We start from the raw sequence: 12,365 nt of genomic DNA on the forward strand, positions 1-12,365 counted from the left end.
ACATAGTCTTAGGTGAGTTAATAATGAATGCAAATAGACTTGATTGGTTTTGCTAATTCATAGAAAGAAAACATCTAATATTAATCTGAAATTTATTCATGTTGGAGTTCGACTAATCCAATGCTAGAAGGATGGATTCAAATTGTATTAACGCTACTAATTGTAGTAGCGCTTACTCCCTTTTTTGGGCGCTACATGGCGCGTGTCTACTTAGAGCAAAGTACTTTTCTCGACCCAATTTTGAATCCGGTTGAGCGAGTGCTTTATGCTTTGGTTGGCGTTAAAACTAAAGAAAACATGACCGGCTGGCAGTATGGGCGGGCAATCCTGTATAGCAACGGAGTAATGGGGTTGCTGATTTTCTCTATCATCATGAATCAGGGATGGTTACCACTCAACCCCACGGGGATAAATGCCCCAACTTGGGACACAACGCTACATACTACGATTTCCTTTATTACTAATACCAACCAGCAGCACTATTCTGGTGAAACCTACATGAGCTATGCCAGCCAAATGTGGGGACTTGGTTATCACATGTTCACTTCCTCTGCGACTGGTTTGGCGGTAGGAATTGCTTTTATTCGGGGATTGACGGGTAGACCGTTAGGCAATTTTTATGTAGATATAATTCGCTCAATTACCCGAATTTTGCTGCCTATTTGTATTGTGGGTAGCATTGCCTTGATGGCAGCTGGGGTTCCAGAAACCTTGGCGGGTGCAGTTGTATTCCCGACCTTGGAAGACCCGAATATTAGTCAGGCGATCGCTCGTGGCCCCGTTGCCCATTTTGAAATTATCAAGCAATTAGGGGAAAACGGCGGTGGCTTTTTCGCCATCAACTCGGCACACCCCTTTGAAAATCCCAACGGATTTTCTAACTTAATTGAGATTGTGGCAATGCTTTCGATTCCTACTTCCCTGATTTACACCTACGGCTTGTTTGCAAATAACACCAAACAAGCCTGGTTACTCTACAGCATGATCGGTGTAATTTTTCTCGAATTTCTGATTGTTACCGCTATTGGGGAATACAACGGCAATCCGGCTGTAAATACGCTTTTGGGCAGTCAGCAACCGAACTTAGAGGGTAAAGAAGTGCGGTTTGGTTGGGCAGAATCGGCATTATTTGCGGTAAGTACAACCGCAACCATGTGCGGAGCCGTCAACAGTTTTCACGACTCCTTCATGCCGCTCGGCGGTTTTATTTTTCTCTCTAATATGTTCTTGCAAATCATCTGGGGTGGACAGGGTACAGGAACAGCTTACTTGTTTGCCTATAGTATCCTGGCAGTATTCGTCACAGGTTTGATGGTGGGACGCACGCCAGAATTTTTGGGACGCAAGATTGAAAAACGCGAGGTAGTGCTTGCTAGCTTCCTGATTTTGCTGGTTCACCCGATCGCAATTTTAATTCCAGGGGGAATCGCCTTAGCTTTTCCTGACCAACTGGCGGGGATTAGCAATCCTGGCTTTCATGGCTTTTCTCAGGTGATCTACGAATATGCCTCAGCTGCTGCTAATAACGGCTCTGGGTTTGAAGGTTTAGGCGATTCCCAACCTTCGCCATTAGCGATCGCCACGGGGGCAAAAACCACTGCAACAGCCCTGTGGTGGAACTTGAGTACCTGCTTCAGTTTACTAGCTGGCCGCTATATTCCAATTTTGGGTTTGCTGTTTTTAGCAGATAGCATGTCCCGCAAGCAAGCTGTTCCCTACACCACTGGTACATTGCGAACCGATACTGGACTATTTACAGGCGTTACCGCAGGCGTGATTTTAATCTTGGGCGCACTTACATTTTTCCCAGTACTTGCGTTAGGCCCCATCGGTGAAGCCTTCTTTATCACCAAAGGCATTGGCTAGAGATTGGGGAATGGGGGATGAGTGGACAAGGAGAATTAGATAGGACTTACGCAAAAACCCTCTCAAACTCTCATTTCTCCGTGACCTCTGCGTCCTCTGTGGTTCGTTTTCCGTTACCTGTGCGTAAGTCCTATTAGAGACTCATTGCTCCACCTCGGAACTCCGTTCATCCACCTCGGAACTCCGTTCATCCACCTCGGAACTCCGTTCATCCACCTCAGAACTCCGTTCATCCACCTCAGAACTCCGTTCATCCACCTCAGAACTCCGTTCATCGACCTCGGAACTCCGTTCATCCACCTCAGAACTCCGTTCATCCACCTCAGAACTCCGTTCATCCACCTCAGAACTCCGTTCATCCACCTCGGAACTCCGTTCATCCACCTCGGAACTCCGTTCATCCACCTCAGATACTCGTTCATCCGCCTTTGATACTCATGCCCAAAATTTAATATATGCCAATTACTACTGATTCTCCTTCGCCCCGTATTCCATCTGGAACTCGTGACTCGCGCAAGCACACCCCCAAGACAGATATGCAGGGGCTTTACCAGAAAGCAATTCGTGAGTCATTTGTCAAGCTCGATCCTCGAATTACTGTCAGAAACCCAGTTATGTTTGTTGTTTGGGTGGGGACAATTGTCACCTTCCTGGTTACCCTTAACCCAAATCTGTTTGGCACAATCCAGGCAGATATCAATCAACAACGCCTGTTAAACGGGTTGATTAGCTTTATTCTCTTTTTTACACTTGTTTTTGCCAACTTTGCCGAAGCCGTAGCTGAAGGACGCGGTAAAGCACAGGCTGATTCACTGCGATCGACGCGATCGGATACGATCGCTAACAAAATCCTCCCCGATGGTTCTATACAACAAGTCAATTCTACGGAACTGCGACGCGGCGATTTAGTAAAAGTTGTTGCAAATAATATGATTCCCGCCGACGGGGATGTAATTAAAGGCATTGGCTCAGTGGATGAGTCTGCGATTACTGGAGAATCTGCCCCTGTACTCAAGCAACCAGGTACAGATATTGCCAGTTCCGTGACAGGAGGTACACGCCTCCTCTCAGACGAGTTGACAATTCGCATTAGTGCTGACCCTGGTCAAGGCTTTATTGATCGCATGATTTCCCTGGTAGAAGGAGCAGAACGCAGCAAGACTCCCAACGAAATTGCTTTAACGGTATTGTTGGCAGTATTAACACAGGTTTTCTTGATTGTGGTGGCGACTATGCCCCCATTTGTTGGCTACATTGCCAGCTTTATCAGCACTGCCTTTGGCGTTGAGGCGGGAAACAGCTTGCGTGCAGGTGCTAGCGTTGCGATTCTAATCTCGCTACTGGTAGCTTTGATTCCTACAACTATCGGTGGTTTGCTCAGTGCGATCGGCATCGCTGGGATGGATAGGGTTGCCCAATTTAACGTCATCGCTACCTCTGGTCGAGCAGTAGAAGCCTGCGGCGACATCAATACCTTGGTGCTGGATAAAACAGGCACTATTACCTTGGGTAATCGGATGGCTGACGAGTTTATTCCTCTGAATAATCACTCACTTGAAGATGTGGCGCGAGTCTCCCTAGCTGCTAGCTTGTTTGACGATACACCAGAAGGCAAGTCAATCGTGATATTGGCAGAAAAGTCCCAGGTTGCGGTAGACTTTAATATCGACAAAGCCGAAGGTGTGGAATTTTCGGCGAAAACCCGGATGAGTGGCACGAATCTACCTGATGGCAAACAAATTCGCAAAGGAGCGGTGGAGGCGATTAAGGGATTTGTCCGTTCCCGTGGCGGCTATGTTCCTGATGATATAGACGCAGCTGATGAGCGAGTTTCCCGGTTAGGCGGTACACCCTTAGCTGTTTGCCAAGATGACAAGATTTATGGTGTGATCTACCTCAAAGATATTGTCAAACCTGGTCTACGGGAACGGTTTGACCAACTCCGCCGCATGGGTGTTCGCACTGTTATGCTCACAGGTGACAATCGAATTACCGCTTCGGTAATTGCCGAAGAATCTGGGGTTGATGATTTCATTGCCGAAGCAACTCCAGAAGACAAAATTGAGGTGATTCGCTCCGAACAATCTCAGGGTAAACTGGTGGCAATGACTGGGGATGGTACTAACGATGCACCTGCTTTGGCTCAGGCAAACGTGGGTGTGGCGATGAACTCTGGGACGCAAGCTGCCAAAGAAGCTGCTAACATGGTGGACTTAGACTCAGACCCCACAAAGTTGATTGACTTAGTAACCATAGGTAAACAGTTGCTAATTACCCGTGGCGCATTGACAACATTCTCGATCGCAAATGATATTGCCAAGTATTTTGCGATCATTCCCACTATCTTTGCAGCTGCTGGAATCGGCGCACTTAATATTATGGGATTAAAGAGTGCCCAATCTGCGATCGTCTCAGCGCTGATTTACAATGCCTTGATTATTCCGGCACTAATTCCACTAGCACTCAAAGGGGTAAAGTTTTTACCTTTAACAGCAGATCAACTGCTACGCCGCAACATCTTCATCTATGGACTTGGCGGCATTATTGCTCCCTTCATTGCCATCAAACTGATAGATATTATTCTGCCGTTGTCTTAAATTAACCATGAAACCTTCTCATATCCGACGCACTATCCCTGTATCCCAAGTATTAGAAGAAATAACTGAAATCTGGTGTCAATGGCGTAAACAAAAGCTGCCACTGTATTTGTTCTTGGCGATGTGTTTCAACCTAGTGGTTGCACCTTTGGTTTATGCAGCTACTGGCGAACAACTTTCCCGCAGTCAATCTTGGGGATTGGGACTGTTAGGACTAGTGACACTAGGGCTTTCCATCTATCTATTTTTTGTAATGTTTGTACCGGAGAAATTCTAATGAGTTTTGCACGCGAAGCTAGCAGAGCTGTTCGTTCTACCCTGGTACTGTGGGTTATTGGAGCGATTATTTATCCTTTTGCGATGATTGCCATTGGGCAGATTGTGTTTCCCTTTCAAGCAAACGGTAGTCTACTGAAAAATAGTACAGGTGAAGTTGTAGGTTCTGCCTTAATTGGTCAACCTTTTACTAGCGATCGCTATTTTAACAGCCGTCCCAGTACCACTAGCTACAGCACAGCCGACCCCAAAAAGGACGATGCGGGAGTTTTGAAAACTGGGGTTTCCGGCGCTAGTAATTTGGCTCCCAGTAATTCCGCATTGCTGGAACGCATTAAAGGTAAAGATGACCCAGACCCCAGCAAAAAGGTAGAGGGTGATTTCAATCGTCTGAAAAAAGCAGGTGTACAGCCGACTGGCGATTTAGTCTACACCTCTGGTTCTAGCCTTGACCCTCACATTACCCCCGAAGCTGCGATCGCGCAAATTGCCCGCGTAGCCAAGGTGCGAGGAGTTCAGCCGAACCAAATAGAAACTTTGATTTCTCAAAACAGTGATGGTCGCTTTCTCGGCATCTTTGGCGAACCTGGAGTTAATGTTTTGAAGTTGAATTTAGCTCTGGATAAAATCAAGGGATAAAGGCATGGAAAGTAGTTAAAACTATTTATTATCGGAATTAATTTCAAACCTTATATCTCCGACTTATTTAATAAGTCGGAGATATTGTTGTTCACTAATGATTAATAAGGGTTGTATACAGCAGTTTGCAAGTAAATGAGGTACAAAATGCAAAACTCAACATCAGATAAAAATAGTTTCTACCTACTGCCTCTTGCTTCAAAAACCTTAACTTTGTACTTCATGCAAAAGAAAACTGCTGTATCTCTGAGTATATATCGTTTTAACTATTCAATAAACATATTTTTTATTTATTCCGGTATATATAAAATAGCTCAAAAATATATCAAAGATGAATTAAATTTTTTCTCCAGTATTGGACAATGTTATTAGAGTTAAATAAAAATATTTTGTGTTCAAAAACAAAATAGCTTTAGAGCCAAGCTTATTTGGTGTTTTAATCCAAGCAAATAGCATTTAAAGCTTTAAATATGCATACTTCGGAGCTTTTGAGACTTTATTTATTTGCCCAAAAAAGTGTTAAGCAGTCCAGCTTGATTGAATCTAACCCGGCTGGGGTAACACATCATGACACAAAACCACATAACGCAGATATTCCATTTTTAGCAGTGCTTTTGGCTCACGTTTGCTTCATAATTGTTTGGGGAATTGTCGTTTATATTGTTTCATACGTCTGCAAAGCAGTAGAAGATCCCCCAGAAAATGCAGCACAAGATAAAGACGAAATAGTAAGCATTAAATATTTTTGGGAACATCCCTGTAAGAACTGCCGATTTTTTAACAACAACCATTTTCTAAACTGTGCAGTACACCCTTCCACTGCTCTAAGTAAACAAGCACTCAATTGCTCTGATTACAAACCTAAGTAGGTGAGTTGATCGCTACGCTTATGGCGATATGCGACTAGATGCATTAATTGAAACTAGCCCAGAATCTTTAACAGGTGATGAGATATGTCGAGGTAAGCTGATCAAGTCAGAAACAGCGCGAAATCTAACGAAATCCCAGCTTAACAATTCACACATTCACGCATTAAAGACATTTTCAGACAGGGATTTAAACCCCGACGAAAACCGAGCGGAATTGGAGCCACCGAACAGGACGAGCTACGTTTAGACGTAGGGGTCTTAAAACCCTTTAATTTACAATAAACCCTCTATTGTAAGACTTTAGAATTTTTTGTCAATTATAGCTTAGTTCACAGCAATCTGATAAGATTTCCAGCAAGTAGAATAACTGCTTGTTATCTTTTTCTTGAAGCCAGTGATTTCGGGTCTTTTTTGGGAAAGGAAAATAAAAATGTCTCATCTATTGTGGAAAACTCTGGTACTAAGTCCAGTAGTTTTGGGAGTGACGGTGTTGGTTTGTGCTAGGGCTATGGCTACTGAAGTAGCAAGCTATTCTAAAGATATAAAGGCAAAAGTTACTCAGACAGAAGCACCAATAGCTTCTACTGCTCCAATATTCATTCAAACAGAGCAACCAAAAGTTAATCAGCAGTTGGTTGCCCAGAAGACTGATGATAATAAAGTTTTAGAAGAGGTTAACCGCTACAGCAGCGAAGGCAAGAATCAGAATTCACTGTCTCAAGTCACATCAGTTTCTCAGTTTTCTGATGTACAGCCGACTGACTGGGCATTCCAAGCTTTGCAATCCCTGGTTGAACGCTATGGTTGTATTGCTGGATACCCCAATAGCACTTACCGTGGCAACCGGGCATTAACCCGTTATGAGTTTGCCGCAGGTTTGAATGCTTGTTTAGATCGGGTTAATGAACTGATTGCGACAGCAACTGGTGACTTGGTGTCAAAACAAGATTTGGCGACCCTCCAGCGTTTGCAAGAAGAATTCTCGGCAGAACTGGCAACTTTACGTGGTCGAGTAGATGCTCTAGAAGCACGGACTGCTGAATTGGAAGCAAATCAGTTTTCCACTACCACAAAATTGGTGGGTGAAGCTATTTTTGCCGTTACTGATATTTTTGGCGGTAACACTGGCGATGCTAACAATACTGTCTTCCAGGATAGGGTACGTTTAGACTTGCAAACTAGTTTCACTGGTAAAGACATTTTACACACCCGTCTTGCAGCCGGGAATGCAACAGCCTTTTCAATAAGAGATAACGCTAATGGGGTTATCGATACTGCTGAAGGCACACAAACTCTTCAAATCGGCAGCACTGGTAACAACGGTGTCATTATAGACTGGCTAGCGTACTACGTACCCATAGGTCCAGTCCAAGCTTACTTTGCGGGCACCGGAGGTATTCATAGCGATTATGTTGCCACTAATAACCCTTACTTTGAGGACTATGATGGCGGTAATGGTGCTTTGTCTACCTTTGCTTCTGAAAGTGCCATCTATCGCATTGGTGGTGGTGCCGGTGCAGCACTGACTTTACCCTTTGGTAGCGGTAGCAATTTTTTCAAAGCAAGTTCACTGACTATAGGCTACTTGGCGTCAAATGCTAATAATCCTGGGCCAAATCTAGGTTTGTTGGAGGGGAACTATGCAGCTCTTGGACAGTTGAACTTTAGTGTTGGCGATCGCTTTGCTATAGCTGCTACCTACGTTCACGGTTATCACGGTGCAGGTGGTAATTTATTTGATCTAGGTGGTGGTTTGGCTAGCACTAGCCGCGTTGTAGGCACTGCTCAAGCTAATACTCTAAGTGCCCTAAACGCATCTTCCAGTAATTCTTATGGTGTGTCGGCAGCCTTCAGACCCAGCGACAAACTGTCAATTAGTGGCTTCATTTCTTACCACGATGTCACAGGCTTCGGTGCAAATGATGATTTTCAAGCTTGGAGCTACGGTCTTGGGGTAGCCTTGCCTGACTTTGGTAAAAAGGGTAACGTTTTAGGCATTTTTGCTGGTGCAGAACCCTATGCCTTTAACCGACCAGGTTTTGCTGGTAATGATATACCTTATCACTTTGAAGGTTTTTACAAGTATCGCGTGTCAGATAATGTCTCAATCACCCCTGGTGTGATTTGGTTGACCTCTCCTGGTCAAAACAGCGATAACGACGATGCGTTTATCGGTACGCTGAGAACAACTTTCACCTTCTAAAGGTTTACAGCAATTTGCTGTAGGGGCGTACATCTATGTGCCCCTACGGTAATTTGACCCTCTAATTTTAATTAGACATCTGGTGAAATTAAATAAATATGCGTTATCCAGAACCTTTGTAGAGTAATTCAATTAATTGAAAATAGCTATAATTACCATAGCTTCCACCAGGGACTTATTTGTTGAAATTGCGCTCCTGCAATGAATTCTTTTCCACTCTCATTTACACAAAAGTAAACCCAATAACTCTTGCCGCCACCATAATTATTTGGGTCTATTACTATTTGTCCCAGTTTTATCCAACCGTCTTCATCAACACCATACCACTCTCGAAAATTTTGTTCGCTGAAATAACCACCAGCAATAGTACTAAGAATATACATTCCGTGGTATTGCGTATAAGCAGCAAATTTGAAAACTCTAATTTTTTCTGGGGATATATTTATTAATTTAGTTGAATAATAATTATTTCTTTTTTCATCTATTGCTTTTTGATGTACTACTTTTAAAAGTAGGTTTCCTCTCTTGAGATTTTCTGGAATAAGAATTTCTGATTTTATCTTATTTTCATTTTGAATATAATATATTCCTTGAGGAAGTGGGTAAAATACTAGTTCCCCGTCTAATATTTCACCACTGGGATAGGCAATAATAAATGAACGTACATCATTTATATCAAATCTCTGTTTTCCCCAAATTAATTCTGTGTTATTAAAATTTAAAATTTGTATCCATTCGGTAGGATTTGCTAAAGGATAACCAATAAAAACTTGAGAATTCCGATTCTGTTTCAGATATATCCGCAAACGGAACGGGGCTGAATTAGAATAGTATGCCATTGAATTACTGTCCTCTAGTATCAAGATTTAAATCTTGTACTTAAGATTCCCATACCTTTGGCAAAAACAGAGGTAGTCTAACTTTTGCCGAAACAGCCCAAAAAAAGTGCGGAAAAGAGTATTAGGGAAAACTTAGAACCCTTACCCAGGCGTTGACGTGAAGAGACTGAAGTTGTTTCATAAAGACAAGCGATCGCAATGATAACATTACTGATAAAATATCCAAAATGCGAGAACTTTACCCAGCGATCAAGCCTTACTTAGAAGGTAATTTACAGGTTTCTGACCTTCATACTATTCATTTTGAAGAGTCAGGTAACCCGCAAGGTCAACCCATCGTTTTGCTGCATGGAGGGCCTGGTGGTGGATGTCCACCTTTTTATCGACAATATTTCCACCCAGAAAAATGGCGGTTGGTGATGTTTGACCAGCGTGGTTGTGGTCAAAGTACGCCCCATGCTGAATTACGGGAAAACACTACTTGGGATTTAGTCAGTGATATCGAAAAACTGCGCCAACATTTAGGTATAGAAAAGTGGGCGGTCTTCGGTGGTAGTTGGGGTAGCACTTTATCATTAGCCTACAGTCAAACCCATCCCTCTCGCTGCACGGCGTTAATTCTCCGTGGTATCTTCATGTTGAGACAAAAAGAGTTGCAATGGTTCTACCAAGAGGGTGCTAGCTATATTTTTCCTGATGCTTGGGAAGAATATGTCAAACCAATTGCGATCGCAGAACGTGATCATATGATCGCAGCATATTACAAGCAGTTGACCAGTCCAGATTTAGAAATTCAATTAGCAGCAGCGCGTGCTTGGTCAATTTGGGAAGCTAGTACCAGTAGACTTTTCTTAGACCCAGAACTTATGCAAAAGTTTAGCGAGAATGAATTTGCTTCTGCTTTCGCTCGCATTGAATGTCATTACTTTATGAATAAAGGATTTTTTGAAACAGAAGATCAATTACTTTTAAATGTAGACCGCATCCGCCATATTCCGGCTGTAATTGTTCAGGGGCGCTATGATGTAGTCTGCCCAATGATATCAGCTTGGGAATTACATCGCGCTTGGCCAGAAGCCGAATTTATAGTCGTTCCTGATGCTGGGCATTCGATGAGTGAACCAGGAATTTGTAGTGCCTTGATTGAAGCAACAGATAATATCGAGTTCTGTTGAATACTTAGCTTGGGGCATGGGGGAGTCCGCCAAAGGAGGAATCTAAAATTTGTCGGGTGGGGCGGGCCAAAAAGTCCGCTTTTTGTTACGGGCGGGCTTTTTGGCCCACCCTACAAGATTGGATAATTTATTTCTTGAAAATCCCTAAAGTTCAGTTAACTGACAATTCCTAGATTGTTGTAGATTTCAATGAGATTGCCATCAGGATCACGAAAATGAGCTGTGCGGATTCCCCAGCTTGGGCGATCTTGTGGTTGAGTTACAACTATCGCATTCTGATCTTTTACTTGCTTATAGACTTCATCTACATTATCAACTGCGAAAATCAAGACAATTTTATCTCGATTCGCAACATATGAAAGCTGTTCGATTCTTGGGACTACTTCAGCCATTAATTCTTTTTTGAACAAACCCAACTTGAGATATCCAGTATTAAACTCAGCATATCCGCTGTCTTCATCGCCCCAATCGACATCAAATTTCAACAGATCCCGGTAGAACAGAAAAGAATCTTTGTAGTTGGAGACAAGCAGTCTCAGGTGTGTTAGCTGAAGCTTCATATCTGTTGGGTTAGTCTACTAACTGTGAATTCTAGGTTCTGGGTGCAAAGTCGCCAGCAACTCACTTTCGACAATTGCTAATTCATCAAGCCGTTGCATGACAATTTATTTATCGAAGTAAGTAGCAGCTAAAACCCAATATATACCGTAGTGATGCGCTTCGGATACCATTAACCCCAGATAAAATTTTGCTAATTCTGGCTTTGGACAATGCAGTAGCTAATAGTCCCAGGCGTTCGTGAGAGCGAGCTTCAATTAAACCAATGATTAGCAAGGAATCCAGAAATCACTCAGGTTCTTTAGGGCAGACAGTAGCTTTTAAAAGAGCGCCGTAGGGAGGTGGTGCTAAAGGAGCCAAGGGAATATTCCGGCGTTCTAACCATTGGTTAATTAGCTCAAAGTGTTCTAGTTATTGGCGGGCGATCGCAGTTAGTTCCCGAACCATTTTAGTATTGGAAGGGTATCGAAACATCAAGTTCAAGGCTACGCTTGCTGCTTTGGGTTGACAGTGGGAGTGGTCGAGTAAGATGATGTCTAAGTTAGCGATCGCTTGTTCAACCCAAGCAGAACTAGTGGGCTGGTTTAGGGCGTTGATAGTCGGTAACTGAGTAAGCAGATCACAAAATTCCAGAATTTTAATTTAGCTAAAGAGCCGCAGCAAATTGATTTTACAGCTATTTTCGGGTAAATAGACTTATGCTTTTGGGGTAGAGCAATGTTCCCGATGACAGACGTGGTTCAAATAAATGAAAACTGCTGTAATCGTGGATGGGATGATTTGTTATACCAATTCAATTAATGATTGCAACACATCCTTGGGTGAAGACGCGATGAATCGCGTCTCTACAAATGGTCTATTTGTCGCATTCTTTTTTTAAATTGGTATTACTTTTATTCTTGCTGCTGCCGTTTCTCGATTTCTTGAGTAGAAATCATACTATTGACTCTCTCTACATCTGCCATCATCAAAACTGCTCCTTGCGTTGAACTACCAAGCAGCGGAGTGATTGCCAAGTAACATTTTATTTGCCTACCCCGACGATTGGTAGCATTGAGGATTATTTTTTGAAACTGCTTTTTTCCAGATAGAGAGTCACGGATGGGCGATCGCAACTCAATTGGTCTATAGGAAAGTTTTAGATCCTGGAAGGGACGAGCTAAATATCGGGATCTCTTTCTGCAAAAATCATAAAACAGGAGCAAGGGGGCAGGGGAGTGGGTTCTGAATTGCATCCTTTAAGTATCTAAGACTCGTTAACGGAGTTCTGAGGTGGATTAACGAGTATCAAAGACTCGTTAACGGAGTTCTGAAGTGGATTAACGAGTATCAAAGACTCGTTA

At 43.0% G+C, this 12,365-nt stretch carries 12 protein-coding genes and 1 pseudogene; 8 read left to right on the forward strand and 5 right to left on the reverse strand.

Features of this window, described 5'->3' with window-relative positions:
* The first annotated feature begins 120 nt into the window (after positions 1-120).
* Positions 121-1,866 carry a potassium-transporting ATPase subunit KdpA gene (kdpA, locus tag V7K40_RS18805; RefSeq protein WP_334962273.1) on the forward strand — a complete coding sequence of 582 codons (1,746 nt, stop codon included), beginning with the start codon at positions 121-123 and terminating at the stop codon, positions 1,864-1,866.
* Positions 1,867-2,007: 141 nt separating this feature from the next.
* Here kdpA and V7K40_RS18810 read toward each other — a convergent pair whose 3' ends face one another.
* On the reverse strand, positions 2,008-2,271 hold the full coding sequence (locus V7K40_RS18810) for a hypothetical protein (protein ID WP_334962275.1): 264 nt from the start codon (positions 2,269-2,271) through the stop codon (positions 2,008-2,010).
* 50 nt (positions 2,272-2,321) lie between these two features.
* On the opposite strand from V7K40_RS18810, the gene kdpB reads away from it, so the two are divergent.
* From kdpB to V7K40_RS18835, 5 genes are all read left to right on the forward strand, one after another.
* Positions 2,322-4,463 carry a potassium-transporting ATPase subunit KdpB gene (gene kdpB / locus V7K40_RS18815; protein WP_334962277.1) on the forward strand — a complete coding sequence of 714 codons (2,142 nt, stop codon included), beginning with the start codon at positions 2,322-2,324 and terminating at the stop codon, positions 4,461-4,463.
* A 7-nt stretch (positions 4,464-4,470) separates the two neighbouring features.
* Positions 4,471-4,740 carry a potassium-transporting ATPase subunit F gene (locus tag V7K40_RS18820; protein ID WP_334726084.1) on the forward strand — a complete coding sequence of 90 codons (270 nt, stop codon included), beginning with the start codon at positions 4,471-4,473 and terminating at the stop codon, positions 4,738-4,740.
* Positions 4,740-5,378 carry a K(+)-transporting ATPase subunit C gene (gene kdpC, locus V7K40_RS18825; protein WP_334962279.1) on the forward strand — a complete coding sequence of 213 codons (639 nt, stop codon included), beginning with the start codon at positions 4,740-4,742 and terminating at the stop codon, positions 5,376-5,378. The genes V7K40_RS18820 and kdpC overlap by 1 nt, the downstream gene beginning before the upstream one ends.
* A 533-nt stretch (positions 5,379-5,911) precedes the next feature.
* Positions 5,912-6,247: a hypothetical protein gene (locus V7K40_RS18830; RefSeq protein WP_334962281.1), complete on the forward strand. Its 336-nt coding sequence runs from the start codon at positions 5,912-5,914 to the stop codon at positions 6,245-6,247.
* Positions 6,248-6,677: 430 nt separating this feature from the next.
* A complete protein-coding gene (locus V7K40_RS18835) occupies positions 6,678-8,450 on the forward strand; it encodes an iron uptake porin (protein ID WP_334962283.1) in 1,773 nt (590 codons plus the stop codon).
* A 152-nt stretch (positions 8,451-8,602) separates the two neighbouring features.
* Here the strand turns inward: V7K40_RS18835 and V7K40_RS18840 are convergent, their stop codons facing one another.
* The gene (locus V7K40_RS18840) at positions 8,603-9,289 is read right to left on the reverse strand and encodes a hypothetical protein (RefSeq protein WP_334962285.1); all 687 of its coding nucleotides are present in this window, start codon (positions 9,287-9,289) and stop codon (positions 8,603-8,605) included.
* Between the two features lie 227 nt (positions 9,290-9,516).
* On the opposite strand from V7K40_RS18840, the gene pip reads away from it, so the two are divergent.
* On the forward strand, positions 9,517-10,464 hold the full coding sequence (gene pip, locus V7K40_RS18845; protein WP_334962287.1) for a prolyl aminopeptidase: 948 nt from the start codon (positions 9,517-9,519) through the stop codon (positions 10,462-10,464).
* A gap of 155 nt (positions 10,465-10,619) precedes the next feature.
* On the opposite strand, the gene V7K40_RS18850 is transcribed toward pip, so the two are convergent.
* Positions 10,620-11,024: a VOC family protein gene (locus tag V7K40_RS18850; RefSeq protein WP_334962289.1), complete on the reverse strand. Its 405-nt coding sequence runs from the start codon at positions 11,022-11,024 to the stop codon at positions 10,620-10,622.
* A gap of 18 nt (positions 11,025-11,042) precedes the next feature.
* Positions 11,043-11,640 (reverse strand): annotated as a pseudogene (miaE, locus tag V7K40_RS18855) (tRNA isopentenyl-2-thiomethyl-A-37 hydroxylase MiaE).
* A gap of 130 nt (positions 11,641-11,770) precedes the next feature.
* Between miaE and V7K40_RS18860 the strand changes: the two are divergent.
* Positions 11,771-11,902, forward strand: coding sequence for a hypothetical protein (locus tag V7K40_RS18860; protein ID WP_334962291.1), 132 nt, complete (start codon positions 11,771-11,773; stop codon positions 11,900-11,902).
* A 13-nt stretch (positions 11,903-11,915) separates the two neighbouring features.
* Here V7K40_RS18860 and V7K40_RS18865 read toward each other — a convergent pair whose 3' ends face one another.
* Positions 11,916-12,257 carry a hypothetical protein gene (locus tag V7K40_RS18865; RefSeq protein WP_334962293.1) on the reverse strand — a complete coding sequence of 114 codons (342 nt, stop codon included), beginning with the start codon at positions 12,255-12,257 and terminating at the stop codon, positions 11,916-11,918.
* Positions 12,258-12,365 lie beyond the last annotated feature (108 nt).

Source organism: Nostoc sp., assembly GCF_036917195.1.
Lineage (GTDB): Bacteria > Cyanobacteriota > Cyanobacteriia > Cyanobacteriales > Nostocaceae > Nostoc.

Coding starts and splice junctions, on each gene's coding strand:
- pip (WP_334962287.1), top strand. CDS start 9,517: ATGCGAGAACTTTACCCAGCGATCAAGCCTTACTTAGAAGGTAATTTA.
- V7K40_RS18840 (WP_334962285.1), bottom strand. CDS start 9,289: ATGGCATACTATTCTAATTCAGCCCCGTTCCGTTTGCGGATATATCTG.
- kdpA (WP_334962273.1), top strand. CDS start 121: ATGCTAGAAGGATGGATTCAAATTGTATTAACGCTACTAATTGTAGTA.
- V7K40_RS18820 (WP_334726084.1), top strand. CDS start 4,471: ATGAAACCTTCTCATATCCGACGCACTATCCCTGTATCCCAAGTATTA.
- V7K40_RS18865 (WP_334962293.1), bottom strand. CDS start 12,257: ATGCAATTCAGAACCCACTCCCCTGCCCCCTTGCTCCTGTTTTATGAT.
- V7K40_RS18860 (WP_334962291.1), top strand. CDS start 11,771: ATGAAAACTGCTGTAATCGTGGATGGGATGATTTGTTATACCAATTCA.
- V7K40_RS18850 (WP_334962289.1), bottom strand. CDS start 11,024: ATGAAGCTTCAGCTAACACACCTGAGACTGCTTGTCTCCAACTACAAA.
- kdpC (WP_334962279.1), top strand. CDS start 4,740: ATGAGTTTTGCACGCGAAGCTAGCAGAGCTGTTCGTTCTACCCTGGTA.
- V7K40_RS18835 (WP_334962283.1), top strand. CDS start 6,678: ATGTCTCATCTATTGTGGAAAACTCTGGTACTAAGTCCAGTAGTTTTG.
- kdpB (WP_334962277.1), top strand. CDS start 2,322: ATGCCAATTACTACTGATTCTCCTTCGCCCCGTATTCCATCTGGAACT.